This window comes from Streptomyces sp. WAC07094 (assembly GCF_036320405.1).
Taxonomy (GTDB): domain Bacteria; phylum Actinomycetota; class Actinomycetes; order Streptomycetales; family Streptomycetaceae; genus Streptomyces; species Streptomyces lannensis.
The window spans coordinates 8378672-8405066 of record NZ_JAVMJZ010000001.1 but is presented as its reverse complement, the minus strand read 5'-3'; the positions used below and the strand labels follow the sequence as shown (position 1 = coordinate 8405066).

Here is a 26395-nt window from a genome sequence, read left to right as displayed (position 1 = left end):
GCATGCCGTGGATAGTATCGCCGACATGGGCGGCACCAGGGGGTGGGGCCCGGTGCGCCCTCCGAGACGCGACGAACCCGTCTTCGAGGAGTCCTGGCAAGGCCGGGCGTTCGCACTGGCGATTCTCTCCAGCCGCATCGCATGCGACGGCATCAACCCGGACGCCTTCCGGCACGCGCAGGAACGCCTGGGCCGAGCCGCCTACCTGGACGACGGCTACTACGGGCGATGGCTCAACGCCGCCGAACTGATGCTCACCGACAGCGCCGTCCTGGCGCCCGGCGCGATCGAAGCCCGCGCCCGCAACCTGCGTGACGAAGGCGTCGAGGAACCGCCGGCCCCGGAGCCCACCAGGCCCGACTACGCGCCGACCGCCGAGGGCTCGCTGCGCACCGTGGACACCACCCCTGCCTTCACCCTGGGCCAGCGTGTGCGCGCCAAGCACATGTCCGTGCCAGGACACACCCGGCTGCCGGGCTACGTGCGGGGGCACACCGGTGTTGTCGAGGTCGTCCAGCCGGCCGCGGTGCTGCCTGACACCAACGCCCACTTCCAGGGGGAGAGTCCGCAGCACGTCTACTCGGTGCGGTTCGACTCGCACGAACTGTGGGGCGCCGACGCCGAGCCTTTCACGCTCATCTTGGAGATGTACGAGACCTACCTGGAGACGCCCTGATGACCACCACCGGATCGGGCGAGCACCTTCCCCCGGCCCTGCGCACCGAAGCACTCGAGCAACTGCTCACCGAGCGCGGCTTGATCGACCCCAAGGTGATGAACGGGATCATCACCGAGTACGAGACCAACGTGGGCCCTCTCAACGGTGCCAAGGTCGTCGCCAAGGCGTGGACCGACCCGGAGTACCGGCGACGGTTGCTCGAGGACGGTACCGCCGCCATCAAGGAGCTGGGCTTCTCCGGACCCCAGGGCGAGCACATCGTCGTCGTGGAGAACACCCCCACCCGGCACCATGTGGTGGTGTGCACACTGTGCTCGTGCTACCCATGGCCGGTGCTCGGCCTGCCACCCAGCTGGTACAAGGATCCTGCCTACCGTTCGCGCGTCGTCAGGGAACCGCGCGCGGTGCTGTCCGAGATGGGTCTCGAACTCGCCGACGACGTGCGCATCACCGTCCACGACTCCACCAGTGAGGTGCGCTGGCTGGTACTGCCCGAACGTCCCGCCGGCACCGAGCACCTCACCGAGGAGGAGCTCGTGCCGCTGGTCTCCCGTGACGCGATGGTCGGCGTCGCGAAGGTCGAGGCGCCATGAGCGCGCCCCTGGACATCGAGGGCCCGACCGCACCGCCCCGCGCCAATGGCGAGTTGGTGTTCTCGGAGCCGTGGGAGAGCCGCGCCTTCGGCATGGCCGTCAGCCTGTACGAGGCAGGCGGATTCACATGGCCGGAGTTCCGGACCGCGCTGGTCACCCGGATCCGGGCCTGGAAGACCGGGCCGACTCGCGACGAGCCCTGGCACTACTACCGCCTCTGGCTTGCCGCCCTGGAAGACCTGCTCGTGAGCCAGGGCACGGTCTCCGCGGACGAGGTCACCGCACGTACACGGGACCTGGCGCAACGGCCACCCGGCCACGACCACCGGGACGGTCACAACCACACGCACTGACCCGAACACCCGCCCGCCTGGAGGGAACCGAGCGGTTCCACACTCTCCCTACCCGCCCGTAACGACCCACGGCGGTCAGCGCCCCCATACCACGTGATCGACCCCGTCGTCCCCGACGATGCGCGCCAGGTTGGCGATCCCGTCGGACGAAACCGTGCTCACCCACACGACAGCGCGCGGAACGATGCGCTCCAGGTACCACAGCCAGAGGCCTCGTCAGGCCTAGAGCGCGTCTCCTGGATCCGCCTATGGGATCGTCGTGCGCATGATCGAGTCTTGGGTGATCGACGACGGCAGTGGTGCGCCCGTCTCGTCCGACACTGTGCGGGAGATGCTTCGGGCGAGGATCGACAAAGGACAGCTTGAGACGTGGCTGTCCAGTTCGTCCGGTCGCCTGCTGGCCTTTGTGACCAACCACGAGCGGGCGATGATGTCGTTGCTCGACGACGAGGCAGATCCCGGCGAGCACGCGGTGGACCCAGAAGCGGTCGGATCGAGCGAAGGCTTCGTACTCTCCAACGGTCAGCACGACGAGTATCCGAACGAGGACACCATGCCGCTTGAGGAGGCGTTCAGGATCCTCGGCCACATCTTGAGCGGGGGTGCCTGGCCCCCAGATTCGTCCTGGACGGTCGATCGCTGATGAAGCGCGCCTTCGGCGAGCCCGGGTCGGCTACACCGGCGATCGATGTTTTCGGGGTGCCGTACAAACTTGATCGCATCCTGGACACGCTGGGAGGATGCCGCATCATCGCTGCCCCGGAGGTCCATGGTGAACATCGATCTGTCATACGTACTGCAACCGGACGAGCTCATACATGCCCGCCTCAGGATGGCCCGGCGAAGACGCATCATCGTGTGGGCCGTCGCAATCGTGTTTCTCGTACTCGGCCTTGCCCTGACGTTGGGGCGCGGTGACCACGGCCCGGATTCCACTGGCTTCCTTTGCCTGGGCGTCGGGGTGATGTACGTCCTGCTGCTGACACTCGGCACAAGGATGGGAGTCAAGAAGCAAGCCTCTCGCCTGTGCAAGCCCACGCAAGTGCTTCTGACCGCGAATCGGTTCACGATCGAAACGGATCTTGAGCGTGGTGAATTCAAGTGGGCTGCCATCGTCAAGATCCGCGAGACAAGCGAAGCCTTCCTACTTCACCCGTCACCGCGGCTCTTCATCGTGATCCCCAAGCGCGCGTTCGCCCCCGAGCAGCTGACCGAGTTCTCGGGATTCGTCGCTGGCCGGGGTGCGGTACCCCCCAACGGCGCGCCAGTTGTTCAGGAGCGCGTGTCTCAGTGACGGGCAACCCGCCTACGAATCGTGATCACTCAGGGATGATCGCGGTCTCCGCGGACGCATCCCGGCGAACGCCACACTGAGGGAACGCATGGCCCGCAAACCGCGGACCAAACCCGACAGGGCCGCCTACGGCTGCCGCAACACCATCGTCGAACCCGTCTTCGACCAGGTCATGACCTGCCACAACGGCCGGCAACTCCCCCTTCGCGGCAAGGTCGGGGCCCGCGGCGAGTGGCGACCGCCAGCCGCCCGCCACAACCTCCGCAAGCTCTTCCGACACGCCGGAACCGAAAGGCTCGCCACCCTCGCCCCCTGACCAGCCGGTCAGTCACCGCCCTACCCGGCCGCACATCCGACCGTCAGGGCCCCAACCTCAGCTCTACAGGCGCAGACGGGGGCGACCGCGAGCAATCCCATCGATCACGACCAGCACGCCGCTCGCTCGTTACTGACCCACGCTCATAGCCGGGCGGCACGGAGGCGACGGCCCCGGCGGCAGCAGGGGCGACAGCTCGCCCCGGCAGCCATCCCGGTCGGTGAGTTCCGCGCTGCCGGATTCCCATCGAGTTCGCTCGACTCCCAATGCCGGGAGACCGCCTACGGCCCCTCCCCCGCGGTGCACGGGCTCCCGGCACCGGGTTCCCCGAGGAGCTGTGATCGCCGAGGGGTCGCCCATCTGCAATGCGGCGAGGGGGAGTTGACGGCACGCGTATGCTGGGCATGAAACGCATCAACGCCCGCACCGGACCGTGAGCCGGGTGGGCCGAGCGGGGGAAGAAAGGTGCGTGCCCGATGACGATCGGGCTCCTCTCCACGATTGCCGGTGTTTTCTACGGGGGCACCGTCTCCATCCTCGCCCTTACGGCGACCTTTGCTTCACGCGGCACATTGCGGCGTGAAGCGCGCAGCACCCTCGCTGTCCTGGTATCGGGGAGGGCGGTGGCGTCGCGGCAAGCGGGTGCCAGGGATGTGAGCCGCAACGGCTGAGTGGCCGGCGGTGAAGTGGCGAGGCCGGAACTCTGCCATGTTCGGCGCCCGGCCGAACGGCGAGGATCGGCACATCACTTCACCGCCTCCGTCGACTGCCGCCCCGCGCATCGCCCGACGTATCGCCCCGGCTCATGGCGTACGCGCCGGCCAGGATCACTCCACAGCCTGCCAGTTGCAGCGGAGTCGGGCGCTCGCCCAGGACGACCGCACCCAGCGCCACCGCGCCTCCCGGGGTGAGCAGCAGCAGGACGGCTCCGACATGGCCGGCGAGCCTCGGGGAAGCGGTTGCGACCAGCAGCCACCCCACGACCTGGCTGCAGGCGGCCACCGCCAGCAGCCAGCCGAGGACCCTCCACCCGGGTGCCGGGTCGAACCCGTACCACAGCAGACCCGCGGCCAGCGAGACCACCGTCGCCGAGGCCACGACCGCGGTGTACACCTGCCGTACCTGCCCGGTGCGACCCCCGCGGCGCAGCAAGTACAGGAATCCCGAATAGCACACCGCCGCCAGCACCGCATGGACCGTGCCCCGGAGCGGATCGGAGCCCACCGTCGCACCCTGCTCCAGCAGGCCGCCGGTACACACCACTCCCACCAGCAGCACGGGCAGCCAGCACAGAAATCGGTGGGGTACCGGTTCCCGGTCGACCGCCCAGGCCAGCAGCGGCACCATCACCACCTGCACATTCACCAGCACCGTGGACAGCCCAACCCCGACCTCGCCGATCGCCTGGGTCCACAGCAGCATGTCACCGGCGAAAAGCGCCCCCGCGGACATGGCAAGCCCGTACCGGTGCCTCGGGATTACGCCGGCGCGTCGGCGTTCCGCGGCCGACAGCGCGAGCAACGCCGGCAGGGCGAGGGCACATCGGTAGAAGGACGCGGTACCCGGCGAGGTGCGTGCCAGATCGAGCAGAACGGCTGACGCCGATACGGACAGCGCCCCGATCGACATGCTCCACACCGGATACCGTGTCACCCACGGACCATCGGCCCGACCGTCGTTCCTCGACGCAGTGGTAGACGCCTGCCGACCGCCGATCGGACGGGGCACAATGGACCACTCCTCCGTTCGTCCGGTGGCACTTCCAGGATCAACCCGTGTCGGCGGACACGAGTACCCAGCGAGGACGCGTGGGAACAAATCGCTGGTGGTTCCCGGTGCTCGTACTCACGGAGTGCCGCGGAACATGGTGTCTCCCGGAGCGAAGGGCGAGTTCCATGATCGGTTGACTGCTGCGCGCCGCGGTCGGAGCGGTGGCTTCGGAAGGGGGAGGCGGCGACCAGGAGGAACACGGCCTGCCCAGGTCTCGTGCGCCCGCGATCGGCGCCGGGAGCCCTCTCCCCTCCCATTCCGATGGTCCGCCATCCGGTGCGGCACCGCACTGTGAGGCTCAATAACAGCACCCGCACCCGCACCCGCACCCGGCGTCGAACGTTCAGCAGACCACCGCACTGCCCCATCGAGGGCTCCCGAAACGCAGGATGCTTGCGGGAGCCCTCCGGCATGTCGTCTGGGACGGCGTCGTTCAGAGTCGGCTGACCTCGATGAACTCGAAGGTCAGCAGCCCGTTTGCCGCATAAGGAAGCCGTCCCAGCTTGTCCCGGGCGTCCTGTACGCTCTCGGCCTCCACCAGAAGGAACGCGCCGGGCCGGTCGTGGCGGCGGAACGCCGAGAGCACCACGCCGTCGGCCTTGAGCTCCCGCAGCACCCGGGCCTCGCCCGCCGCGTGCGCAGCCAGCCCGCCCGGGTCGGTGACCGTTCCTGTCACATGCAGATACATCAATGATCTCCCTGGTTCTGGTGATGACATGCGATACGCCCCGGCCCTGTGTCGCCGAGGAGCACTCCTCGCTCCGGCGGACGGCGACAACACCGGGGACCGGCTCAACCTCGGGCAGCCGCCGCGGCCGCGCTGTGTGCTGAGATCTCCCGGAAGTCCTCCGCCGTATGGCGCCGGATCCTGTATTCCTGTCCGTGCGCCCACCGAGCGGTGAGTTCCGCGAGGCGAGTGCCGTAGCGCTCGGCGGTGACCATGTCGCCGTGCGCGCTGACCGCGTCAGGGCCTTCGTCCACGTTGGTCTGACCCATCACACCGAGCCAGGAGCCGAGTCGATTGACGTCGTAGATCGTGCCGCCGGTCCAGTTGTTGCCGGCCGAGTCGCCGACCGAGATCCACTGCATGTTCATCTGCGCGGCGAAGACGGCGAGCTGCTGCAACGAGAACAACTTGTCCCCGTTCTGGGATGCGGAGTGGGTGAAGCCTCCGGCCAGCTTGTCCTTCCATTCCTGCCCGAGGAACGGATAGAACGCGCCCTCCAGGAACGCCTTGAACACCGCCGACAGACTGCCCATGTAGGTCGGCGCGCCGAACACGATCGTGTCGGACCGCTTGAGCAGTTCCATCGTCGCGGCGTCCGACCATCGGCCTTCCGACACCTGGTCGCCGCGGATCTCGACCAGGTGCACATCGACATCCGGCACACTCTTCGCTCCCTGTGCGATGTGTTCGGCGAGCGCACGGGTGTGTCCGTTCGGGGAGTGGTAGACAACGGCCACTGTAGCCATGGAGATTACCTATCTGAAGTGCGATACACGTCCGCGTGTGCGGACCGGGGAAGCCGTGGTGGACACATGGATATGTGACCACGGGCGGGTGATGCGGCAACGAAGCATGTGTGGAAGAAGGACTCACACCGAGGCTTCCGGCGCATACCAGAGGTTGCTGCAAGAGGACGGGTACGCCACCTGCGTCACTGTCAGCCGACGGGAGCTGTCCGATACGGCAAGCGAACGCCCCACGGCACAACAGCCGCGCGAGCAGGTGGCCTCGCCTGTGATCCTGCCGCAGTTTCCGGGCCGGGCCCGTGCGCCGCGTTGAGGACAAGTCCTCAACGTCGCGCCGCCATCACATCACCGGTGAGCCGTCCGCTGCGGGTGCGATGTGGGTTCATCGGGCGCAGGAACGCCGGGTGAGTTGAGGCCTTGGACCGGATCGGGAGATGAGCGGTCGTCAGGCGACCTTGACGGGCTCGACGGCGGTGAGGAATTCGTCGATGGTGGCGACCTCGTGCCCGAAGGTGGGATACGAGATGTCCAGGGCGGCGCGATGGGCTTCCTCGGTGAACTCCGCCACGGCATCGGTGAGGAAGGTGACGTGGTAGCCGGCTTCCAGCGCATGCCGCCCCGTGCCCTCGATGCAGGTCTGCGAGGTGAGACCGGCCAGGACGACCTTCTCTGTGCCATGGCCGCGGAGCTGCTCGTCGAGGTCGGTTCCTGCGAACGAGTCGAACATGTGGTGGCGCCCGACAACGACGTCACCGGCCTGCGGCTTCAGCGGCGGGTAGAACTCGGCGCCGTAGGTGCCCTCCCAGAAGACCTGGTTGTCCACCGCGAACTGGAAGCGCGGCAGAAGGTGTGTGACGCCGGAGAAGGCGTCGGCATGCAGGCCGTGCGGCGCATGGAAGACCGTGACGCCGGCGTCACGGGCACCGGCGATCAGACGGCCCAGCTGGGCGCGCAGATCCAACCTGTCCAGCATGGGGCCTATCTGCTCGCTGAGCTTTCCGTCCTCGGCGAGGAAGTCGTTCAGGACGTCGACCACGACCAGCGCCGTCCGCTCTGGGGGGTAGCTGCGATTGCTCACGGGTTTCCTCTCGGTGTGTGGTCCAGGGGCGCCGTCGGCACCGCATGGGCGTCAGGGGCGCAGCCCTGAGCTCTTTACATGATGAGCATCATGAATAACTTAATCATGATGAGCGTCATGTAAAGTGTCAAGCAAGAGCTGTTCCGGCCGGAGGCATCCATGCGCGCATCCCGTGAGCAAGTGACCGCAAACCGTGAGAACATCATCGTCAGCGCAGGTCAGCAGTTCAGGAAGCTCGGCTTCGACGATGTGACGATCGCCGACGTGATGAAGGCCGCAGGATTGACCCACGGCGGTTTCTACGGCTACTTCGCCTCCAAGAACGCGCTGGAAGCAGCCATCTGTGAACGCGGAGTAGCCGACAGCGTCGCCGCCGTCGAGGCCGTGGCCACGGACGACAGCGGCGACAAGGAAGCAGTCGGCGGTGCGCTGCTGCAGCGGTTTGTGCGGGAGTATGTGTCGGCTGAACACCGGGACGCCCCGGAGCACGGATGCACCGTCGGGGCGCTGGCGCGCGACGCCGGCCGCAGCCCCGTCGAGATCCAGCGCATCTTCGCGTCCGGCATCACAGGTATGGCGGAGTCGCTGGCACGGCTGAGGAGGCTGGACGCAGCGGAGTCGGAGGAGGGGAATGGCTCCGCACCCGACTTCGCCACTCTGTCCACGATCATCGGCGCCCTGACGCTGGCGCGGGCCGTGGCCGATGCCGATCCAGCCCTGTCCGACACGATCCTTGAGACGGCGCGCGAACACATCGCATCATCCACGTCCGCCTGACGGGTACGGCGCGTTGTGCCACTTGACCCAACTGTTCTGCGCCGGTGACGACTCGAGCGGGAAAGCACCGGGCGGCGCAGTCCGTCGGCCGGCCCGGACGGTCAGGGAGTTCGAACCAGGAGTTCGCTACGTCAATGCGACGCATGCGCACCGTTCTCCCGCTTGAGTGGACCGTCCTTGCCGGCGATGAACGCCCCGGCGCCCGTACATGGGCTTCTGCGATGCTGGATACTCTTCCCGATAGGGAGGAAGAGCATGTCCATAGAGGCAGACGCACGGGTGGACTTGACCAACGCGTACACCGAACGAGTACGTGCTGATCTCGAACGCGTCGACAGTGAGATCGCACAGCTGGAAACCCGGCTCAAGTCGCTCCATGCGGACCGGGTGCTCTTGGGCAAGCTCTGGGAGAACCTCTCGGCCGTGGCCGCGGAGTCTGCGGCACCTGCCCCGAACCGGAAGGGACCGGCAGCAACCGGTCACGGCACTCCGGAGAGTTCCGCACCCGCTCCCGCGTCCGTCGACGGCACCCGCGGCCGCCCCGCCAGACGGGGATCCGTACGGGCTGCCGTACTGCGGCGCTTGCGGGCGTCCGACGGGCCCATGTCCGTCAACGACATGTTCGAGGCGTTGCCGAGCGCGGTCCGCGCCTCGGGAAAGGTCGTCGTGCGCAATACCCTCGAGGCCCTTGTGGCCAGGGGCATCGCCCAGCGTTCGCGCCAGGGGCAGTCCGTGCGATACACGTTCGTCGACCTCCCCGCCGGGGACGAAGGGGCGTAGGCCGGTCGCGGGTTCCCCGCACGTGGCCTACCCCATCACGCGGTCGCGGCTCCTCTGGCGCTGCCGACCACCATTCTCGAGTGAGTGTCCGGTACGGACAGGGCCGAGCGTCGTGCCGCGGTCAGGGATTCAGGACGCGTAGTGGGGTTCCGTTGCGGTACGCGGCGACGTCCTCGACGGCTTCCCGGTAGAACACGTCGTAGGTGGCCTCGGTGACGTAGCCGATGTGGGGTGTGAGCAGGGTATGCGGCAGATCGCGCAGTGGGTCCTCGACGGGCAGCGGCTCGGTGTCGTAGACGTCCAGAGCCGCGCCTGCGATCCGGCCCTGGTGCAGCGCCTCGACCAGGGCCGGGGTGTCGACGATCGGGCCGCGTGAGGTGTTCACCAGCAGGGCGGTCGGCTTCATCCAGGACAGTTCCTGCGCGCCGATCAGGCCGATGCTGCGCTCGCTGAGCTTGTAGTGCACGGTGACGATGTCGGAGGTGGAGAACAACTCCCGTTTGTCCACCGCCGTCACGCCGTGTTCCGCGGCACGGGCGGGGTCCAGATGTGTGCTCCAGGCCACCATCCGCATTCCGAACGCGGCGCCGACCGCAGCCACGCGCCCGCCGAGGTTGCCCAGGCCGACGATACCCAGAGTCCGTCCGGCGAGGTCACCACCGACGGTGCGCTGCCACGCGCCCTGCCGCATCCCGGCGGCCTCCTCATGGATGTGCCGGGTGAGGGAGAGGATCAGCCCCCAGGTCAGTTCGGCGGTGGCGTGCGGAAGGATCCCGGTCCCGCACACGGTGATCCCGAGCCGCCGCGCCGCCGTCATATCGATGGAGGCGTTGCCCATACCGGTCGTCACCAGCAGCCTGAGCGCGGGCAGCGCTTCAAGACGCTCCGCCGTGAACGGCGTCCGTTCGCGCATCGCCACCACGACGTCGAAACCGTCGAGAGCCGCGGTCACCGCATCCGTGTCCCCCAAGTGATCATGGAGGAACACCACCTCCGCCCCGAGACCGTCCCAGTCGGCGAAACGACGAGCGGCCCTCTGATAGTCGTCCAGCACAGCGATACGCATCGCGCAGTTCTCTTTCTCTGTCGGTGTCTGGTTCCCGGTCACCACCGCCCGAGACGGACACGCCGTAGATGACGTGCGGAAACGGACCGGAGGGTAGCCCGCGGTGCCGACCTCGTTCGGACGCCGGGCTATGGCGTGCCGGCGGACGCCGGGTTGTCCATCACTGAGGCCCAACTGCTCCGTGCATCGTGATGGTTCACGACCTGTCATGGGCTTCTGGGGACAAGGGATGTGGAACTCACATGGTCCGTTCGGGCAGCCGTCCTGCCCGAACGACGTTCGGCGCGCTCGCGCGTCGCGTCGCGCTGTTACGTTGACTGACATCCGGGCCTCGCTTTCCCCCGAGCGTACCCGGAGAACCGGCCCCGGCTTCGCATCCCTTGCCTGTGATGGGAGGCCGGGGCCGTGCCCTGACCGGATCAGACCGTCCAAACGCCTTCAATGTCGACTCCGATGGACCAGTTCCCACTTGCGGAGTTGTCAGGGTTTCGCCGGTGCACACGACGTCTGGTGGGCACCTTGATCCCGTCGAACTCCGTGTACGCGCCGACATAGTGGGCGACGGCGACTCCGACATTGACATCGACGTTGTAGTCGAGGCGCCGCAGCAGACCGTCGTCGCCGAAGTAGAAGGTCTGCTGTGCAGAGTGCGTGGCGATGGTCGGCGGAAAGTTCACCTCCAGCCGATGCCACACCTCCCCGTTCTCGGTCCACTGCTCACCTTCACGCGATGTGACACCCGGGTAGGTGAAGAGGAACGGCGTGGTGAGGTAGTTCCACATGGCGTAGCCAATGAAGTAACCGACCTGTAGTGACTCCCAGGGCGAGGTCAGCTCGTAGCCGGCGTAGGTCGACCTGATGTCGGACCTGCTCTTCAGGACGGTGTCGTCCGCTACCGCTCGCAACTCGACCCGGTCGTCCTCGGCCCGCAACAGCATCTCGTGTTCAGGATCTCCCCAGGGGCTGAAGCGAATCAACTCCCTGCGCGTCTCGAGCGTCAGTCTCTCCCTCAACGGCTTCTCCGAAAAGCCGCGCACGGCCCAGAAGGGGCCGTGAAGGACGATGTCGGCCCGCAGTCGATCGATCTGCGACCATCGATCCAGGCCGCCGTGAGCGTCCAGGACGTGACTCAGCAGGTCGTTCATCTTCATCTCCGTGTATTGCATGGAACTTCGTGTGACAGGACTTCCGTCGTTGCGCAGGGCGTTCGGGACCGGGCGATGGTCGGCATCGAACGATGGTCGGTCCTGCCCGACGAGTCGCCGTGGCGGGGCAGCGACTGAAGGCCGAGGTGTACAGAGGCGTCGATCCGCGGGCCGTCCGAACGGCTCGGACCGGTGCGGCCGCGACCGCGTGTCGCGGCCGCATCTGCGAGTGGTCATGACTTTCCTTGGTCAGCCGGTCAGGCTCTGACGATCGTGGGCGAAGGTCCTGGTCCGTGTCGGCCAGGACTTCCTTCCCCGCCAGTGGTTGTGTCCCCGAGGGGGGATGCCGGATGCAGGTCCTTCGGCACACACATGGTTGGTGCGGACGTAACATCGCAGGTCATCGTATCCCCGGGCCACCGCCATCGCGCGGTAATGAGGCCTGGCGCGGCAACCGGTGCACTTTGGTGCCGTGCCTCCTGCCCCATGGGGAGGGGCGCCGGCCCGCCACTTCTCAGGTGCACGACGGTGGTGACGTCGTGCGCGCTGTCTACAGAAGGCCGGCGCGAATGACGTACGCGACGGCATGCGTTCGGTTGCTCACCCCGAGGGTGCTGATGATCGAGTGGATGATGCTCTTGATCGTTCGCTCGGAGTAGCTGAGCCGTCTGGCGATCTGGGCGGTGTCGAGCCCGTCGGACAGCAGCCCCAGCACCGTCATGTCGCGAGGGCGCAAGCCCACTCCCGCACCGGGGCCACGTTGTTCAAGGCGCCTCAGGTGACGGATCAATGTGCTCAGGATCTGGGGAGGTACATCGGAATGACCGATGTGTGCCGCGACGACGGCATGAGCGATGTCGGAGAACGTTGCCTCTGCGGTATGCACGACGCTCACCACACCGAGACCGATCGCCCGGAGCAGTCTCGGCTCCGTGACGGACCTCATGACGAGCACGACCTGCATGTCCTGGCCGATCGCCGATATCTGCTCAAGTCGCTCCAACGTCTTGTCGGACACGTCGTCGGTGAAGGCGACGAGTACGTTCGCCTCCCGGATGTTCTGCCGCGACAGCACGCGGACGCAGGAGAAACCCGCGAGTGCCGCCACAGCACCCTCGTAGGTGAGTCGGTCGTCCGAGAGGACCGCCACGGAGACCGGCCCCGCGGCCTCAGGAGCCATACGGAGACGCTCACTCCCGTCCGTTGGCGGAACGGGCTCCACAGACTGATGTTCTACGGACCGATCAGCGTGCGTGGGCCCCCTCGAGCCGACCTGACCTCGCTCATTCAGGACGACCGATTCGTCTGCACCCAAGCCCACACCGCTTCCTTTCCGGCGCTGAGACATGGCGCCTGTACCGGGACTGCCTGCAACGCCGCACGCGAGCCCCACTGACCGGGCCTTCCCGTGCGGCACGCCGAGACGTCACCCAGACAGGCAGAGGCCCGCCTCGAACAATCGGCACGGAACCGCTCGCCACAGGCCCAGGGAGGTCGATGGATTGCAGGCCCCGGCTGCGCTCACGGCGTTCTGCGCATGGGGCAGCACACGGGCAAGTGCCGCTGTACCGCTTCCTCGTGGCGTCGACGGATCGAGTATGGCGGCTCCAAGGTCAACAGCGACGCGCAGTCACACCCCCGTCAGAAGATCCCGTTCGAGTCAAGGGCGATCGCGAAGCAAATCACCGGCCATCGGGCAGTGTGTGCCACTGCACGCGAGCCCCGGAGGTATCCACCGTGCCTACAGAGACAGGCTTTTGCCTGGTTCACGACGCGTTGACGCCGTAGGGCACACACATGGACCGAGCAACAGAAGGAACGCTGCTCCATGTGTCGTGAGTGTGTGAGGACAGCGCGACGTGTCACCGAAGCGGTTCGTCGAATCGTCGGCATCGTGTGACGGGCCGGGGTGCTACGCCGTGTGCGAGGCGAACCGCGGCGGTGGCGCGCCGGGCAACGGATCGGCCCGTGGTCCGGATGTGACGTGACGACGACCGCGGCAGGGCCCGCTCATCGAGGGCGGGGTGCTTGTCATCGTCAGCACCCGCAACTGCGTCTCGATCGAGCCCTGTTCCGCCGCGCTCCGCGATGCGCACCCAACGCGCTGTTGAACAGTCCGCGAGAGACTGGATGTTCCGCCTCGGCCAGTCGTCGCGTGCACGTCGGCATTCGGTGCCGGTTCAGCCAGGGAATGCCCGAACCGACCTCAAGCGGGCTGCTCCGAAGTACGGACCGATGACGCCCGCTCGTCGTACGCAATGCGCGCCCAGAAAATCTTCGCCGCTCGCTCATGGGTCCAGGTGCACAGCACGTGGGTTTCCTCGGCGATCTCGCTGCCCAGTTCCGTGAGCCCGTACAGCACCAGGGGTGGCGACTGGTCCGGGTCGACGGTACGACGCAGCAGACCGTCGCGTTCCAGCGTGCGCAAGGTCTGGGAGAGCATCCGGCGACTGATGCCGCCGACGGACCTCTGCAGCTCCGAGAACCGCTGCGTACCGTGCTGGCGCAGGCTCAGCAGCATCAGCAACGCCCATTTGTCGGCCAGGTCGATGAAGACATCGCGGCTTGGGCAGGCCGCATCCAGGACGTCCATCGGACGATCGATCGGGAAACCTGGCGGCAGCTCCTGCTGTGACATGGAGCCCATTTTACACCAGGACTCAAAACTAGGCTTGGACGCAAATTTAGGGCAGGTATACGATTGAGACCGCCTTGGCCGTCGGCCACTGCCTTCGGCGCGGAGAGACCGCTGGTCCACGATCCCGCCGCCCACATCGCATACGAAAGGGGAAGGCCTGCGTGGACACCAGAGAACGACCGCTGCTCCACCCGCCTGTGCGCGATGACCGGATCGCGCTCTCGGACGGCGCGGGAATCACGGGCAGACCGTGCCCCTTCGGCGAAACGGCCGGCGGCAACGGTTCCTGTCCTCCGGTCTCCCTCGTGGTCCTCACGGACAACCGGCTCACCTACGAAGGTGCCGTGGCCGCCCTTTCGGGCTATCCCGACATCGAAGTACTCCCATGGGAGAGCCACGGCACGGCACAGGTCGTCATCGCGTTCGCCGAGGACCTCTCCAACACCGTGCTCGGACGAATCGAGCAGTTCACCTCCGCCCGCCCGGACGTTCCGGTGGTACTGGTTGCGGAGTCGGTAACGGAGCCCTGTCTGGTGCGGGCGATCGGACTGGGCGTCGTCAGCGTGCTGTTGCACCGGCAGGCCAGTTTCGCCCGCATCAGGGAGGCCGTCGTAGCCGCGTACAAGGGGCAGCCGGACGTACCTCCGCAATTTCTCGGCCAGTTGATCCGTCACCTCAGGCGCCTTGGTCGGCACGATTCCGAGAGCGGCTTGGGCCTCGCCCCACGGGAACTCTCCGTTCTCGGCCTGCTCTCCGACGGACTCGACACGGCTCAGATCGCGCGACAGCTCAACTACTCGGAGCGGACCATCAAGAGCATCATCCATGCGATCGTCAACAACCTTGGCGTGAGCAACCGCACACACGCTGTCGCCTATGTGATCCGCGCCGGCCTCTTGTAGGGCGCCCCCGGCCTGAAAAGCCCCGTCGGCGGCGGCCCAGGAGGGGGCGGCAGGGCGCGGCGCCCGCACACAGGTGTGCGGGCGCCCCCGTTACTCCTCGCCCGGGAAGTGGCGGCTGTAGGCAGTAACTCGGTCCTCAGCTCACCGGCGACGCATCCCCGGGAACACGTCAGCCCGCCGCGGCCAGGATCGCGTCGGCGACAGCATGCGGCTGGGAGATCATCACCAGGTGGCCGGCGCCGGGCACCGAGGTCGTCGTGGCCCCCATGCGTTCCGCGACGAAGCGCTCCAGGTCCGGCGGGATGATCTGGTCGTTCTCCGCCACGACGAAATGGGTCGGGTGCTCGCGCCAGGCCGGCGGCCCGGACACGAACCCGAAACGCGCCATGTCGCTCGCCCCTTGGACGGCCGCCAGCACTCGGGCTTCCTGCGGGTCCACGTCCGGGCAGAAGTACTGCGGGAAGACGTCCTGCGGCAGCGTGAACCTCCCCTGCTTGTCGATCTCGAAGTGAGACGCGGAGGGAAGCTGTCCGAAAGGTTCGCCCAGGCCTTGCGCGCTCTCGCCTTCGTCCGGAGCGAATGCCGCGACGTACACCAGAGCACTCACATTCGGTGCGTCGTGGGCGGCCTGCGTGATGACGACGCCACCGAAGGAATGGCCCACCACGACGACGGGGCCCTCGAGTTCGTCGAGTACGCTGCGCACCTTGGCGACGTCGTCCGGAATCGACGACAAGGGCTGCTGGACCGCAATTACCTCATGCCCTGCGTACTGCAGAATCGGAATCACCTTGCTCCAGGACGACCCGTCCGCAATCGCTCCGTGAACGAGCAGGATGGTGGTCATGAATGTGCCTCTCGCTGTAAACCGGTACGGTCAATTCGCCGCGGCTTCCCCAACACGTCATCGCGTGCGTGCAGTGGTGGCCTTCCATTTCCCGTACCGAAGGTTGACGTATGTGAATGTCGCCGTACTGTCCCGCGATTCAAAGACCCTTCCTATTGCTGGATCGCGGGCTTCCGCCCCCGCGCGCCCGCCGCCACGACCGCGATGCCGCGAGGGCATCGTCGTCCCGGACAGCGCCCGGCCGGTGAGCAGTTGTCGTCTCCTTGTGGCTGTCTGCACGGCAGATCTTGCCGACCGGGACGCCCTGCCACGCACCCTTGCGACCGGTCGGCACCAAGAGGCAACCATCCCTTCCCTTTGAGGCGGAAAAACGGTGCGGATCCTGTCGTAGCGTTTTCGGAAGCAGCCGAGAGTCCCCCTCCGGGGTCCACAGCGGGGCGATTCCTGCTCACGCACCGGCGAATGCGGTCCACCGGCCGACCGTCCCCGGCCCGGACCGCTCGCAGCAGATGCCGGCATCTTTCGCGGCATTCGCTAGGATGCAGAAACTCCGCAAGAACCAAGGAGCACCATGTCCCCTTACACGCATGTCACCGCACCGACGCAGTACATCGAGGCAGAAGGGGTTCGGTATGCGTATCGCCGTTTCGGGCGTGATTCGGGTGTTCCGCTTCTGATGCTTCCGCATTTCCGGGCAGGAATGGACCACTGGGATCCACGTGTCACCGACGGGCTTGCCACCCGACGGCAAGTCGTCCTGTTCGACAATGCCGGCGTGGGGGCGTCGGGCGGCCGGACACCCGACACCGCCGAAGGGTTCGCCGAGAACGTCGCACACTTCCTTGGAGCACTCGGCACCGACCGGATCGACCTACTGGGGTTCTCCGTGGGTGGATACGTCAGCCAGGCACTGGTTCTCGCCCGCCCCGACCTGGTACGCCGCCTGGTCCTCGTCGGCACGAAGCCTCGCGCCGGCGAGATGGCGGGCCTCGGGGAACGGGTCCCCGAGGTCGTGGCCCACGACGTACTGACCGAAGAGGACTACCTCTACCTGTTCTTCGGCCCCTGGTCTGCGAGCCGCGACGCGGGCCGGGAGTTCTGGCTGCGCCGTCACGAACGCACCGTGGACGTGGACCCGGAGTCAGGCGCCGACAGCGTCCGTGCACAGAACGCGCTCCGAGCCGACTGGAACAGCCCTCGCGGAGAACGATTCGCGGAACTGCGGCGCATCGGACAGCCCACATTGGTCGTCAACGGGAGCAACGACATCATGGTGCCCACGATCAATTCGTGGATTCTGGCGCAGCACATTCCGCAGTCCCAGCTGATCATCTACCCGGACTCCGGGCACGGGTCACTCTTCCAGTACCCGGAACTCTTCTGCGCCCACGTCACCCGATTCCTGGACTCCGAGATCCCGTTCACATGAGCGACCCGGCCCCTGCCGTAGAGGCTCGGCGCCAACAGATCCATGGCCACCGTGCGTTGCTCCGGCCGTGCGACGAACAACGGATCAGGCGCCTCGCAGGGCAGCGCCGGCGCGACGCCCTCACCGGGACGGCTCTTAATGCTCCAGCTGTAGATCGCGATCTTGCTGTCCTGCGCCATCGCGCCTTGAGCGGATGCCGACGAAGGTCACAGCCGCTGCTGAGCGCCCGTTTGAGAGGATCGGGGCATGGCGGACTCATCTATGCAGGATCAATGCCCTCATCGTCGATGCCACAGACCCCGAGCGGCTCGCTGCGTTCTGGTCCGAGCTGCTCGGTAGGTCGGTCGTGGGACGTATGGGCCCATACGTGTGGCTGCGGCGGGAGAACGGCCTGGGTCTGGGCTTTCAGCGAACTGCCGAACCCAAGTCGACCAAGAACCGGATGCACTTCGACATCACCTCTCCCGATCCTGCCGCCGAGCAGCAACGGATCGAGATGCTGGGCGGGCACAGGCTGGAGCAGTACGCCGGCGGCGGGTTCCTGGTGATGGCGGACCCCGAGGGCAATCCCTGAGGGCCCCTTCGAGCTCGACGGCGAGGGGCGCGCGAACTACCTCACTGATGGTCAAACTTCGATGGCACAGGACACTTGCTGGTCGGGGCCAGTCTGTGAACGGGTGTCCCGTCTCCAGAGATCTGGTCCCAGTCTCACATGACCTGCTCCGATTCGCTTGCAATCTCAGGTGACCTGGTTCGCCGACGTCAGTAGTTGTCCTGCCTCACCGAGCTTTGACCGGTGGCTCACCTTCCCGTTCCCGCTCGCGCGGCCAGTCGGGCGGCGCGCAGGCTGAGGTGGTGCCGCTCCGGGAGGCTGGTGGTGCGGTGGGCTGCGGTGCGGAAGTCGGCGATGGCGGCCTCCCTCTCCCCGGCGAGTTCGTGCAGATGGGCGCGGACGGCGTACAGCCGGTGGTGGCCGGCGAGCGCGGGCGGTGGGTCGGCGAGCAGGGCGAGGCCGACGGCGGGGCCGTCCACCATGGCGGCGGCGACCGCCCGGTTCAGGGTGATCAGCGGGTTGTCGGAGATACGGGCGAGCACCCCGTACAGAGCGAGGATCTGCGGCCAGTCCGTCTCGGCAGCGGTGGGCGCCTCGTCGTGGACGGCCGCGATTGCCGCCTGCACCTGGTACGGGCCGACCGGGCCGCGCGGCAGGGCGGCGGTGATCAGTGCGACGCCCTCGGCGATCGCAGCTGTGTCCCATCGGCTGCGGTCCTGCTCGGCAAGGGGGACGAGTTCGCCGTCGGGGCTGGTGCGGGCGGGCCCGCGCGCCTCGGTGAGCAGCATCAGCGCGAGCAGGCCGGCCACTTCGGCGTTGTCCGGCAGCAGCGTGTGGACGGCCCGGGCCAGGCGGATCGCTTCCCGGGAGAGTTCGACGCGCCGCAGCTCGGGGCCGGTGCTGCTGGCGTAGCCCTCGTTGAAGATCAGGTAGAGGACGTGCAACACCGCGTCCAGCCGGGCCGGCCACTCGGCGTCATCCGGCATCCGGAACGGCACCCCGGAGGCCTTGATCCGCTGCTTGCCCCGGCTGATCCGCTGGCCCATGGTCGCCTCGGGGACCAGGAAGGCGCGGGCGATCTCGCCCGTGGTCAGCCCGCCGACCGAGCGAAGGGTGAGCGCGATCGCCGAGGCCGGCGACAGCACAGGGTGGCAGCACAGGAACAGCAGCGTGAGGGTGTCGTCGTGCGCACCCTCGTCTCCAGCGTCGGCCCCCGGTGCGGACCGCCGGTCGGTCGGGATCTGCCCGGCCACCAGCTCCTCGCGCCGACTGCGGGCCTGCTCGCTGCGGACCTGCTCGGTCATCCGGCGACTGGCGACCTGAACCAGCCAGCCGCGCGGGTTGCGCGGCACACCCTCGGCTGGCCACTGGGTGGCGGCGTCCAGCAGGGCCTCCTGGACGGCGTCCTCGGCGGCGGCGAAGTCTCCGTAGCGGCGGGTGAGCACGCCGACGACCTGCGGTGCGAGCGTGCGCAGCAGGTCGTCGACGGCTGGTTCGAAGGTCGTCATAGGGGGGTGTTCACAGCTCGGTGGGCGGGGCCGCCATGACTTGGCGCACTTCGATCGGCATGTTGAGCGGCAGCCCTCCCGGGCCGGGAGCGGCGGAGACGGCGGCGGCGATCTCGATCGCCCGCTGCTCGGTGTCGCAGTCCACGATCCACCAGCCGGCCACCCACTCCTTGGATTCCGGGAACGGGCCCTCGGTGACGACCGGCGCGCCGCCGCTGTGGGAGCGCACGATCCGGGCGGTCTCCGGCATGGCCAGGCCCTGGGCGTCGACCAGCTCACCGGCGGCGGCCAGGCCGGCATTGGTCTGCTTCATGAACTGGATGTGGGCCTGGATCTCCTCGGGCTTCCACTCGTCGAGCTTGGGGAAGTCGACGCTCTTCTCGCTGAACTGCATCAGCAGCATGTACTTCATGGTTCTGCTCCTCGTTCGTCGTGCCCGCCCCCGGGCGGGGGCTGTCACGGGTAGGTAGAAGCACGCCCGGCGTTTTCGACATCCTCGGCGGGAATCCGAGAAAAAAAACTTAGCGGCCACCCCAAACGGGCGCGTCGCGACCCGGTGTATAGAGCCACCATCGCGGTCGATATCGCCCCTCGCGCGATCTGCGCGGCCATCCTGCGACTGGCCGGCACGAAGGCGATCGACGCCGTCTTGCTCCTGGAGCGGGTCTCCCTCGCCTGTACTGACCACCCAGGCGTGGCACCAGTTCGAAACGCCTCAGCTGAACCAGATCAGCTGAGACGGCCACGGGCATCCACTTTCCTCGGACCAGATCACCTGAGATTCCTTGGCGCCTCCGCGTCTCACTTGGTCTGGTCGCTCCAGGTCTGAGCCGGTTTCGCGGACCAGATCCTGTGCGACGGGACAGCGGGACGGCCGCCGTTGATCATCGGTGTGTGAAGACAGAAGATCAGACGGCGACCGCGGGCCACAGCATAGATCTCGGCCGCTGGCAGGACACGTTCGAGGTCCTGATGGGCCGGACGGTTCGTCCGGGTGGAACCACGGCGCCGGGCACGGGCGTTCGTGCTCGGATTGCTGTCTGACCTGCCACGCAAGAACTGCTGGACACTCGCCGAGCACGCTGGGGACGCAAACCCGTACGGCTTGCAGCACCTGCTGTCGAGGGCCAAGTGGGAGGCTGACGCGGTACGCGACGACATCCGTGGCTTCGTCGTCGGGAAACTGCACGACACCGCGGTGGTGCTGGTCGTCGACCGACTGTATGTCCCCCGTTCCTGGACCGAGGACACGGCACGCTGCCAGGCCGCCGGGATACCCGACACTGTCGGCTTTGCCACGAAGCCCGCACTCGCCGCTCGCATGATCGGCCGCGCCCTGCACGCCTGCGTCCCCGCGTCCTGGGTAGCCGGCGACGAAGTCTACGGAGGCAACCCGCACCTGCGGACCGCACTGGAGCAACGGCAAGTCGGTTACGTACTCGCCGTTGCGCGTGACCACCAGATCGCCACCCACGCAGGGAAGTTCCGCGCCGACACCCTGGTCAAGAGGCCGCCGAGGCGGGCCGGGCAGAAACTCTCCGCCGGAGCCAGAACCAAGGGCCACCGCTGTTACGACTGGGCCCTGGCCGACATCGCCGACGACCGGCTCGGCCACCACCAGCTGCTCGTGGGCCGCAACCGGCGCACCGGTGAACTCGCCTTCTACCGCTGCCATTCAGCCACCCACGTGTCGCTGCACCCTGGTGCAGGTCGCCGTCGCCACCAGGCCCGATCCCAGACCAGCCACTACCAGCAACAAGCCGCTCAAGCATGAAGATCGCGATCTACAGCTGAAGGGTTAACCGCTCGCCCGCAAACTCGACTCTCCCTATTCTCAGGCCCATGGATCTGCGTGAAGAGCGACCGGAGGACGGGCAGGCCGTGCGGAGTCTCCATCGGGAGGCATTCGGTGATCACGGTTCTGTCGTGGCCGAGTTGACGGACGACCTGCGCGGCACCCTCGCGCCCGACGGCGGGCTGTCGCTGGTCGCCGAGCAGGCCGGGCATGTGGTGGGCCACGTCATGTTCACTCGCAACCTCCTGGACGCCCCGCGGTGCCTCGTCGAGGTGCAGGTGCTCAGCCCGCTGGCCGTGGCGCCCGGTCACCAGCGACGGGGTGTCGGCTCGGCCCTGGTACGAAGCGGCCTGGAGATCCTCTCCAAGCGGCCGGTTCCGCTTGTCTTCCTCGAGGGGGACCCCGCCTACTACTCGCGCTTCGGGTTCGTGCCAGGCGGGGAGCTGGGCTTTCGTAAGCCGTCCCTTCGCATCCCCGACGCCGCCTTCCAGGTGCTGAAGCTTCCGAGGTACGAGGAGTGGATGACGGGCACTCTGGTCTACTCGCAACTGTTCTGGCAGCACGACGCGGTCGGCCTCCGGGACGCCGACGCCTGACCGACGATTCCGACGGCGGACCGTCCCACTGAGGGAGCAGCCCCGGCTGCTGCAACGACCGTGCGCGCCGGGTCGCCCAGGGCCGGCGCGCACAGTGCCGTGACCATCCCCTCCGTCCACCGGGAGTCACACCGAGCGCTTGCCGGAGGCCTTCACCGGACGTCCGTGCCCTGCCCGGACCAGGCCCGTGCCGTCCTGCTCACCATTCGGTACAGCCGTTCACATGCTCGAAGCAGCTGATCGTCTTGGGTCCCGCGATCCCGTCGGCGCCTCTAGGCCGTACTCGTTACTCGCCTGCCCGAGGGGTCAGCGCACCACCGTCGCCAGCACCTCGTTGAAGGCCTCCGTCGAGCTGGGGTGGGTCCAGATCGCGTCCCGCAGGCCGCTCGCCGTCACCCCGCTGCGCATCGCCAGCGCCACGGTGTTCACCAATTCCTGTGCGTCCACGCTGAGTAGGGCCGCTCCGAGAATCTCGTCGGTCTCGGCGTCCACGACGAACTTCATCAGCCCGCGCACTTCACCCACGATGCTCGCCCGAGGCATCGCCGCCAGGTCCGCGACCGCCTTGGACGCGACACGCACGGATCGGCCGGCGGCCCGCGCCTCGTTCTCCGTGAGGCCCACCCGAGCCAGCGGCGGCGTCATGAAGAGTGTGTAGGGGACCGCCACCCGGTCGGTCGTGGAGCGCTTGCCTTCGCCCGAAAGCTGGTCGGCGACGATCCGGTAGTCGTCGAGGGAGATGTAGGTGAACTGAGGTCCGCCGTTGACGTCACCCATCGCGAAGATATGCGGTCGGCTGGTACGCAGGTACTCGTCCACTTCGATGGCGCCGTTGGCGGTCGTGCGCACACCCGCGGCCTCCAGCCGCAGTTCCGCGGTGCGCGGTGCACGTCCCGCAGCGGCGAGCACCGCCTCGGCTTCGACGGTGCCCGCGGCGCCGTTTGCCTCGTAGTGGACGATGGCCGCGTCTGCCGTGTCGGCGACCTGGGAGACACGGGCTCCGGTGACGAAGGTGATTCCCTCCTCCCGGAGGATCTCCTCCGCGGCTTGTGCCACGTCCTCGTCCTCTCGCGGCAGGATGCGGTCGGCGACCTCGAGGACGGTGACCTCGCTGCCGTAGCGGCGCACCATCGCCGCGAACTCGAGCCCCTGGTAGCCACCGCCGATGACGGCGAGTCGGCGTGGCAGGTCGGGCGAGCCGATCAGATCCGTGCCGGTGACCAGATGCGCGCTGCCGCGCAGGCCGGGGATGTCCGGCACCACCGACTCCGCGCCGGTGTTGACCACGATGGTGTCGGCGGTGATCTCCAGTCGGTCGTCGCCCGCCACGACCTCCACCCGCTTGTCGTCGAGGAAGGCCGCGGTGCCGGTCACCACCGTCACCGAGTCCAGTGAGTCGAGCATGCGGAAGTTCTTGTCGCGCATCGCGGAGGTCAGCGTTGCCGTCGATGCCACGGACGCCGAGTACCACGCCTGCGGATCCGCGTCCTCAGGACGGGCGGAAGCCCGGTGAATGAGCGCCTTGGTCGGTACACAGCCGATGTTGATGCACGTGCCCCCGTACATCAGGGCGGACTGCTCCACCATCACCACACGTCGTCCCAGTCGGCCCATGGCCGCCGCGAGTGTCTTCCCGCCCTTGCCGAAGCCGATGACCAGCAGATCCGCATGCAATTCGTCCATGGGCGTCAGACTCCGTCGAAGCTGCCGATCCGGCAAGACGCCAATGGATCAATTATCGTCGAGATAGGCTCATGGACACGATCAGCACGCTCCTGCGTATGGCCCGCCTCGAAGGCGCGGTCGATGTGCGCTGCATGCTGGCCGGAAGCCACACCCTGGACAACCCGCCCGGCGAAACCGGGATGGTGCCCTTCCATCTCCTCCTTGACGGCCTGTGCATGGTCGAGACCGGCGGTCGCACCGTCGAACTGCGCGCGGGCGACGTACTGGTACTCCCCCGCGCCGGGCGGCACCGCGTGCGCGTCACCGCCCTGGAGCCGCCGGTGCCCGCCGACCGTTATGAAGGCAGGTCGGTGGCCACCCTGCGCAGCGAGGGACCCACCACTGTGGATCTCTTCTGCGGTCACTTCACCTACCGGCCGGGCGCCGGGGAGCTGCTGTTCGCCGGGCTGCCCGACGTCCTGCACGCCTCCTTCGGCACAGGGGCCGACTCGCCACTGCGTCTGCTCGGCGAGCTGATGCGGAACGAGGCGACCCTCGACGGCCCCGGCGCCGGGGCCCTGCTGGCCTCGCTCTGCGAAGCCCTCCTGGCACTCGTCCTGCGCGGAGACGGCTCCAGCGGTCCCCGGGCGGCAGCCGTCCCCCCGCCCTGGACCGCCGTCGTGGACCCCGCTCTGCGAGCCGTGGTCGACGCGGTGATCCTCGAGCCGCACAGACCGTGGACGATCGCCCGCCTCGCCCGCCTCGCCGGGGTCTCCCGGGCCACTCTGGTACGGCGCTTCTCCGCGGCGACCGGCATGGGCGTCGCCGACTTCCTCACCCGGACCCGGATGACGGTGGCAGCCGATCTGCTGACCACCACGGAGCGTAGCCTCGACGACATCGCCGCGAGTGTCGGCTACCGCTCGCCCTCCGCCTTCGGCCGAGCCTTCCGGACCACCACCGGTACGACCCCCGCCCGTCTGCGGCGATCCACGGCGGAGTACGGGCACTGGCCGGCGTAGGCAGCATCCCACCGCAGCGATGAGTTACGGCCCGGACGCCGGTCTGTTCTGGTGACCGTCGTAGGACACCGCACGACGCTGCCCGGCACCAGACACCACGGAGGACACCATGACGACCACGCCGGACGACCCGACCACCGCTCTGCCCGGCCGCCCGCCCGTCGTCGACCTGGCGACCTGGCAGGCCGCACGTGACGAGCTGCTGGTCCGCGAGAAGGCGCATACCCGCGAGGGCGATGCGATCGCCGCGGCCCGCCGCCGGCTGCCGATGGTGGAATTCGACGGGACGGTCGAGGTCGTCGGACCCGACGGACCGGTCCCGTTCCTGGACCTGTTCCAGGGCCGCGAGGAGCTCGTGGTCTACAAGCACATGTGGTACGACGGCGCACCGCACCAGGGGCAGTGCGAGGGCTGCACCACCACGGCCTGGCACTTGGACGACGCCGTCTACCTCAACGCCCGCGGCGTCTCGTTCGCCGTCCTGACCACGGGCCGTCCGGACGAGGTGGCCTCGTACGTCGAGTTCATGGGTTACACCCAGCCCTGGTACTCGGTGCGCGACGTGGAGGCGCCGGTCGGCGGCGACATGGGGCATATCACCTGCTTCCTGCGAGACGGCGACCGTGTGTTCCTCACCTACTCCACGACCGGTCGTGGCAACGAGCCGGTCAACGGTTCCCTGTCCCTGCTCGACATGACGCCCTACGGCCGCCGCGAAGGGTGGGAGGACAACCCCGAGGGCTGGCCCAAGGCTCCTCAAGTCGGCTCCCCGGTCGGTGGTCATGGGGCGCCCATCTGCTGGTACTGGCGCTCGGACGCGGACGGGAACGCCGCCTGGGGCCCGACCACCCGCCCCGTGCCACAGTGGACCCGCCCTGGCGCAACCCCCGTCGAGACACTGGGCCGACAGGGCCACCACCACTGACGCGTCTCGACCGGCGGTGGCATTTCCGGCCCTTGTTGGACGATGACGGACGGGCAGCGGGCACCGCCGACGCAGGTGCTCCCGGTGGCCGGGAGCACCGGCGGCCGTGGGGCAGTTCCAAGGCGTGGGACTGGTGCCAGGTCCTGCGCGCGATCGTTAATCCCGTCCAGGGCCGACTCGCCCGGGGCAACCTGCCGGCCCGCATCCCCCCGCACCACTTGGCACCTCAACAGGGGCCCGACACCCGAACTCGGCGCACGCCGGTGAGGGGACCAGAGACTCCAGTGGATTGCGGTCAGTCGGTGGATGTCTCCGGATCGCGACGGAACAACGCGGTCCACAGGAACGCTTCGCCGAACAATTTCGACTCGGGCGGCTCGTCGTGCATCCGGCGCAGCTCGACCTCTGTCAGGTCCGAGAAGATCCAGCGCAGTGACTCCGGGGTGTAGGCGAGTCCGCCCTGCAGTTGGAGTTCGCGGTAGAGGTCGGCGTCGGAGAGTTCCGAGCCCATCGCGCCGGCGGCGAAGCAGGTAAGCGCGAGGTGACCGCCGGGAGCCAGGACCCGGTCGAGGAGGGCCAGATAGCTGACGCGGCGGTGCGGGGGCAGGTGGTGGAAGCATCCCGAGTCAACAACCAGGTCGTAGGGGCCGGTCAGTTCCGTGCCGACGGCCTGGAATGCGTCGCCGCAGATGAAGCGGACGTCGACTCCGGTCTCGTGAGCCCGGTCCTCCGCCCACGCGAGAGCCGCCGGGGAGAGGTCGACGGCATCCACCTCGAATCCCCGAGACGCGAGGAACAGGGCGTTTCGGCCTGGACCGCAACCGAGGTCCAGGGCTCGGCCCCGGGTGATCAGGTCCTGGTCGAGGCAGGCGGCCAGGCTTTCGTCGGGCTTGGCCACGAAGAAGGGGACGGCCCTCGAACGGTCGGCGTAGAAGCTGTCCCAAAAGGCCGCACCGTCACCCGTGGCCCACTGGCCGTTCTGACTGGTGAACAGCCCGTCCAAGAGCGCGAGAACATCCTCGACGGTGCGCACGGTCCGGTCCATCCGGCCCCCTTTCAACAGAGCGCGAGCGTAGGGCCGAGGGCGCCGAAAGACCAGGTCAGGGTCTACATCTCAGCGCCGCGGTAGCGCTGTTGGACTCCGGAAGCAGGGGACGAGGTGCACCCACCTCACCGTTCGCTCCAACGGGC

The 26395-nt window shown here is 67.7% G+C and carries 28 protein-coding genes and 1 pseudogene; 16 read left to right on the top strand and 13 right to left on the bottom strand.

Annotated elements, in window-relative coordinates; translation table 11 throughout:
• The first annotated feature begins 25 nt into the window (after nucleotides 1–25).
• The 7 genes and pseudogenes from nthB (at nucleotide 26) to RCR19_RS37735 (ending at nucleotide 3906) form a co-directional block, all read left to right on the top strand.
• Nucleotides 26–676 carry a nitrile hydratase subunit beta gene (gene nthB, locus RCR19_RS37765; protein WP_331269249.1) on the top strand — a complete coding sequence of 217 codons (651 nt, stop codon included), beginning with the start codon at nucleotides 26–28 and terminating at the stop codon, nucleotides 674–676.
• The gene (nthA, locus tag RCR19_RS37760; protein ID WP_331269248.1) at nucleotides 676–1272 is read left to right on the top strand and encodes a nitrile hydratase subunit alpha; all 597 of its coding nucleotides are present in this window, start codon (nucleotides 676–678) and stop codon (nucleotides 1270–1272) included. The genes nthB and nthA overlap by 1 nt, the downstream gene beginning before the upstream one ends.
• Nucleotides 1269–1625 (top strand): nitrile hydratase accessory protein, encoded by a 357-nt coding sequence (locus tag RCR19_RS37755; protein WP_331269247.1) that lies wholly within the window; start codon nucleotides 1269–1271, stop codon nucleotides 1623–1625. Before nthA ends, RCR19_RS37755 begins: the two co-directional genes overlap by 4 nt.
• Nucleotides 1626–1890: 265 nt before the next feature.
• Nucleotides 1891–2268 (top strand): hypothetical protein, encoded by a 378-nt coding sequence (locus tag RCR19_RS37750; protein WP_331269666.1) that lies wholly within the window; start codon nucleotides 1891–1893, stop codon nucleotides 2266–2268.
• A gap of 126 nt (nucleotides 2269–2394) precedes the next feature.
• Nucleotides 2395–2919 carry a YcxB family protein gene (locus tag RCR19_RS37745; RefSeq protein ID WP_331269246.1) on the top strand — a complete coding sequence of 175 codons (525 nt, stop codon included), beginning with the start codon at nucleotides 2395–2397 and terminating at the stop codon, nucleotides 2917–2919.
• 49 nt (nucleotides 2920–2968) lie between these two features.
• Nucleotides 2969–3235: pseudogene (locus RCR19_RS37740) on the top strand (transposase); the annotation flags it as partial.
• Nucleotides 3236–3711: 476 nt separating this feature from the next.
• Entirely contained in the window at nucleotides 3712–3906 is a 195-nt protein-coding gene (locus RCR19_RS37735) for a hypothetical protein (protein ID WP_331269245.1), read from the top strand.
• A 79-nt stretch (nucleotides 3907–3985) separates the two neighbouring features.
• Here RCR19_RS37735 and RCR19_RS37730 read toward each other — a convergent pair whose 3' ends face one another.
• The 4 genes from RCR19_RS37730 to RCR19_RS37715 form a co-directional block, all read right to left on the bottom strand.
• Nucleotides 3986–4888, bottom strand: coding sequence for a DMT family transporter (locus RCR19_RS37730; RefSeq protein WP_331269244.1), 903 nt, complete (start codon nucleotides 4886–4888; stop codon nucleotides 3986–3988).
• A 550-nt stretch (nucleotides 4889–5438) separates the two neighbouring features.
• Nucleotides 5439–5693 (bottom strand): hypothetical protein, encoded by a 255-nt coding sequence (locus RCR19_RS37725; RefSeq protein WP_331269243.1) that lies wholly within the window; start codon nucleotides 5691–5693, stop codon nucleotides 5439–5441.
• Between the two features lie 104 nt (nucleotides 5694–5797).
• Complete coding sequence (locus RCR19_RS37720; protein ID WP_331269242.1) at nucleotides 5798–6478, bottom strand: flavodoxin family protein; 681 nt, start codon at nucleotides 6476–6478, stop codon at nucleotides 5798–5800.
• A gap of 445 nt (nucleotides 6479–6923) precedes the next feature.
• Nucleotides 6924–7556 (bottom strand): isochorismatase family cysteine hydrolase, encoded by a 633-nt coding sequence (locus RCR19_RS37715; RefSeq protein WP_331269241.1) that lies wholly within the window; start codon nucleotides 7554–7556, stop codon nucleotides 6924–6926.
• Between the two features lie 180 nt (nucleotides 7557–7736).
• On the opposite strand from RCR19_RS37715, the gene RCR19_RS37710 reads away from it, so the two are divergent.
• A complete protein-coding gene (locus RCR19_RS37710) occupies nucleotides 7737–8333 on the top strand; it encodes a TetR/AcrR family transcriptional regulator (protein WP_331269240.1) in 597 nt (198 codons plus the stop codon).
• 255 nt (nucleotides 8334–8588) lie between these two features.
• Nucleotides 8589–9113, top strand: a complete 525-nt coding sequence (locus RCR19_RS37705) for a hypothetical protein (protein ID WP_331269239.1) — start codon at nucleotides 8589–8591, stop codon at nucleotides 9111–9113.
• A gap of 121 nt (nucleotides 9114–9234) precedes the next feature.
• On the opposite strand, the gene RCR19_RS37700 is transcribed toward RCR19_RS37705, so the two are convergent.
• The 4 genes from RCR19_RS37700 to RCR19_RS37685 form a co-directional block, all read right to left on the bottom strand.
• Nucleotides 9235–10179 carry a D-2-hydroxyacid dehydrogenase family protein gene (locus RCR19_RS37700; protein ID WP_331269238.1) on the bottom strand — a complete coding sequence of 315 codons (945 nt, stop codon included), beginning with the start codon at nucleotides 10177–10179 and terminating at the stop codon, nucleotides 9235–9237.
• Nucleotides 10180–10598: 419 nt separating this feature from the next.
• Nucleotides 10599–11324: a hypothetical protein gene (locus RCR19_RS37695; protein WP_331269237.1), complete on the bottom strand. Its 726-nt coding sequence runs from the start codon at nucleotides 11322–11324 to the stop codon at nucleotides 10599–10601.
• 550 nt (nucleotides 11325–11874) lie between these two features.
• On the bottom strand, nucleotides 11875–12432 hold the full coding sequence (locus RCR19_RS37690; protein WP_331269236.1) for a LuxR C-terminal-related transcriptional regulator: 558 nt from the start codon (nucleotides 12430–12432) through the stop codon (nucleotides 11875–11877).
• A gap of 1098 nt (nucleotides 12433–13530) precedes the next feature.
• A complete protein-coding gene (locus RCR19_RS37685; protein ID WP_331269235.1) occupies nucleotides 13531–13962 on the bottom strand; it encodes a helix-turn-helix domain-containing protein in 432 nt (143 codons plus the stop codon).
• 161 nt (nucleotides 13963–14123) lie between these two features.
• Here RCR19_RS37685 and RCR19_RS37680 point away from each other — a divergent pair, with 161 nt between their 5' ends.
• On the top strand, nucleotides 14124–14864 hold the full coding sequence (locus tag RCR19_RS37680; protein WP_331269234.1) for a response regulator transcription factor: 741 nt from the start codon (nucleotides 14124–14126) through the stop codon (nucleotides 14862–14864).
• Nucleotides 14865–15033: 169 nt separating this feature from the next.
• On the opposite strand, the gene RCR19_RS37675 is transcribed toward RCR19_RS37680, so the two are convergent.
• On the bottom strand, nucleotides 15034–15711 hold the full coding sequence (locus RCR19_RS37675; protein WP_331269233.1) for an alpha/beta hydrolase: 678 nt from the start codon (nucleotides 15709–15711) through the stop codon (nucleotides 15034–15036).
• 571 nt (nucleotides 15712–16282) lie between these two features.
• On the opposite strand from RCR19_RS37675, the gene RCR19_RS37670 reads away from it, so the two are divergent.
• Together RCR19_RS37670 and RCR19_RS37665 are read left to right on the top strand one after the other, a co-directional pair.
• Nucleotides 16283–17140 (top strand): alpha/beta hydrolase, encoded by an 858-nt coding sequence (locus RCR19_RS37670; protein ID WP_331269232.1) that lies wholly within the window; start codon nucleotides 16283–16285, stop codon nucleotides 17138–17140.
• 193 nt (nucleotides 17141–17333) lie between these two features.
• Nucleotides 17334–17714 (top strand): VOC family protein, encoded by a 381-nt coding sequence (locus RCR19_RS37665; RefSeq protein ID WP_331269231.1) that lies wholly within the window; start codon nucleotides 17334–17336, stop codon nucleotides 17712–17714.
• Nucleotides 17715–17941: 227 nt separating this feature from the next.
• Here the strand turns inward: RCR19_RS37665 and RCR19_RS37660 are convergent, their stop codons facing one another.
• Together RCR19_RS37660 and RCR19_RS37655 are read right to left on the bottom strand one after the other, a co-directional pair.
• Nucleotides 17942–19201 (bottom strand): DUF6596 domain-containing protein, encoded by a 1260-nt coding sequence (locus RCR19_RS37660; RefSeq protein WP_331269230.1) that lies wholly within the window; start codon nucleotides 19199–19201, stop codon nucleotides 17942–17944.
• A 10-nt stretch (nucleotides 19202–19211) separates the two neighbouring features.
• Nucleotides 19212–19613 (bottom strand): YciI family protein, encoded by a 402-nt coding sequence (locus RCR19_RS37655; protein ID WP_331269229.1) that lies wholly within the window; start codon nucleotides 19611–19613, stop codon nucleotides 19212–19214.
• Nucleotides 19614–20195: 582 nt separating this feature from the next.
• Between RCR19_RS37655 and RCR19_RS37650 the strand changes: the two genes are divergently transcribed.
• Together RCR19_RS37650 and RCR19_RS37645 are read left to right on the top strand one after the other, a co-directional pair.
• Nucleotides 20196–20975: a transposase gene (locus RCR19_RS37650; RefSeq protein WP_331269228.1), complete on the top strand. Its 780-nt coding sequence runs from the start codon at nucleotides 20196–20198 to the stop codon at nucleotides 20973–20975.
• Nucleotides 20976–21043: 68 nt separating this feature from the next.
• On the top strand, nucleotides 21044–21592 hold the full coding sequence (locus tag RCR19_RS37645; RefSeq protein WP_331269227.1) for an N-acetyltransferase: 549 nt from the start codon (nucleotides 21044–21046) through the stop codon (nucleotides 21590–21592).
• A 306-nt stretch (nucleotides 21593–21898) separates the two neighbouring features.
• Here the strand turns inward: RCR19_RS37645 and RCR19_RS37640 are convergent, their stop codons facing one another.
• Nucleotides 21899–23275, bottom strand: a complete 1377-nt coding sequence (locus RCR19_RS37640; protein ID WP_331269226.1) for an FAD-dependent oxidoreductase — start codon at nucleotides 23273–23275, stop codon at nucleotides 21899–21901.
• A gap of 71 nt (nucleotides 23276–23346) precedes the next feature.
• Here RCR19_RS37640 and RCR19_RS37635 point away from each other — a divergent pair, with 71 nt between their 5' ends.
• Complete coding sequence (locus RCR19_RS37635; RefSeq protein WP_331269225.1) at nucleotides 23347–24279, top strand: AraC family transcriptional regulator; 933 nt, start codon at nucleotides 23347–23349, stop codon at nucleotides 24277–24279.
• A 109-nt stretch (nucleotides 24280–24388) separates the two neighbouring features.
• Complete coding sequence (locus tag RCR19_RS37630) at nucleotides 24389–25204, top strand: DUF899 domain-containing protein (protein ID WP_331269224.1); 816 nt, start codon at nucleotides 24389–24391, stop codon at nucleotides 25202–25204.
• A gap of 295 nt (nucleotides 25205–25499) precedes the next feature.
• On the opposite strand, the gene RCR19_RS37625 is transcribed toward RCR19_RS37630, so the two are convergent.
• Nucleotides 25500–26249, bottom strand: coding sequence for a class I SAM-dependent methyltransferase (locus RCR19_RS37625; RefSeq protein ID WP_331269223.1), 750 nt, complete (start codon nucleotides 26247–26249; stop codon nucleotides 25500–25502).
• Between the last annotated feature and the right edge of the window lie 146 nt (nucleotides 26250–26395).

What these genes read in the sequence shown, in the direction of transcription:
- RCR19_RS37685 (WP_331269235.1), bottom strand. Translation starts at nt 13,962, where the DNA reads ATGTCACAGCAGGAGCTGCCGCCAGGTTTCCCGATCGATCGTCCGATG.
- RCR19_RS37700 (WP_331269238.1), bottom strand. Translation starts at nt 10,179, where the DNA reads ATGCGTATCGCTGTGCTGGACGACTATCAGAGGGCCGCTCGTCGTTTC.
- RCR19_RS37705 (WP_331269239.1), top strand. Translation starts at nt 8,589, where the DNA reads ATGTCCATAGAGGCAGACGCACGGGTGGACTTGACCAACGCGTACACC.
- RCR19_RS37640 (WP_331269226.1), bottom strand. Translation starts at nt 23,275, where the DNA reads ATGGACGAATTGCATGCGGATCTGCTGGTCATCGGCTTCGGCAAGGGC.
- nthA (WP_331269248.1), top strand. Translation starts at nt 676, where the DNA reads ATGACCACCACCGGATCGGGCGAGCACCTTCCCCCGGCCCTGCGCACC.
- RCR19_RS37755 (WP_331269247.1), top strand. Translation starts at nt 1,269, where the DNA reads ATGAGCGCGCCCCTGGACATCGAGGGCCCGACCGCACCGCCCCGCGCC.
- RCR19_RS37670 (WP_331269232.1), top strand. Translation starts at nt 16,283, where the DNA reads ATGTCCCCTTACACGCATGTCACCGCACCGACGCAGTACATCGAGGCA.
- RCR19_RS37675 (WP_331269233.1), bottom strand. Translation starts at nt 15,711, where the DNA reads ATGACCACCATCCTGCTCGTTCACGGAGCGATTGCGGACGGGTCGTCC.
- RCR19_RS37625 (WP_331269223.1), bottom strand. Translation starts at nt 26,249, where the DNA reads ATGGACCGGACCGTGCGCACCGTCGAGGATGTTCTCGCGCTCTTGGAC.
- RCR19_RS37645 (WP_331269227.1), top strand. Translation starts at nt 21,044, where the DNA reads ATGGATCTGCGTGAAGAGCGACCGGAGGACGGGCAGGCCGTGCGGAGT.
- RCR19_RS37720 (WP_331269242.1), bottom strand. Translation starts at nt 6,478, where the DNA reads ATGGCTACAGTGGCCGTTGTCTACCACTCCCCGAACGGACACACCCGT.
- RCR19_RS37635 (WP_331269225.1), top strand. Translation starts at nt 23,347, where the DNA reads ATGGACACGATCAGCACGCTCCTGCGTATGGCCCGCCTCGAAGGCGCG.
- RCR19_RS37735 (WP_331269245.1), top strand. Translation starts at nt 3,712, where the DNA reads ATGACGATCGGGCTCCTCTCCACGATTGCCGGTGTTTTCTACGGGGGC.
- RCR19_RS37725 (WP_331269243.1), bottom strand. Translation starts at nt 5,693, where the DNA reads ATGTATCTGCATGTGACAGGAACGGTCACCGACCCGGGCGGGCTGGCT.
- RCR19_RS37655 (WP_331269229.1), bottom strand. Translation starts at nt 19,613, where the DNA reads ATGAAGTACATGCTGCTGATGCAGTTCAGCGAGAAGAGCGTCGACTTC.
- RCR19_RS37745 (WP_331269246.1), top strand. Translation starts at nt 2,395, where the DNA reads ATGGTGAACATCGATCTGTCATACGTACTGCAACCGGACGAGCTCATA.
- RCR19_RS37750 (WP_331269666.1), top strand. Translation starts at nt 1,891, where the DNA reads ATGATCGAGTCTTGGGTGATCGACGACGGCAGTGGTGCGCCCGTCTCG.
- RCR19_RS37630 (WP_331269224.1), top strand. Translation starts at nt 24,389, where the DNA reads ATGACGACCACGCCGGACGACCCGACCACCGCTCTGCCCGGCCGCCCG.
- RCR19_RS37665 (WP_331269231.1), top strand. Translation starts at nt 17,334, where the DNA reads ATGCCGACGAAGGTCACAGCCGCTGCTGAGCGCCCGTTTGAGAGGATC.
- RCR19_RS37695 (WP_331269237.1), bottom strand. Translation starts at nt 11,324, where the DNA reads ATGAACGACCTGCTGAGTCACGTCCTGGACGCTCACGGCGGCCTGGAT.
- nthB (WP_331269249.1), top strand. Translation starts at nt 26, where the DNA reads ATGGGCGGCACCAGGGGGTGGGGCCCGGTGCGCCCTCCGAGACGCGAC.
- RCR19_RS37660 (WP_331269230.1), bottom strand. Translation starts at nt 19,201, where the DNA reads ATGACGACCTTCGAACCAGCCGTCGACGACCTGCTGCGCACGCTCGCA.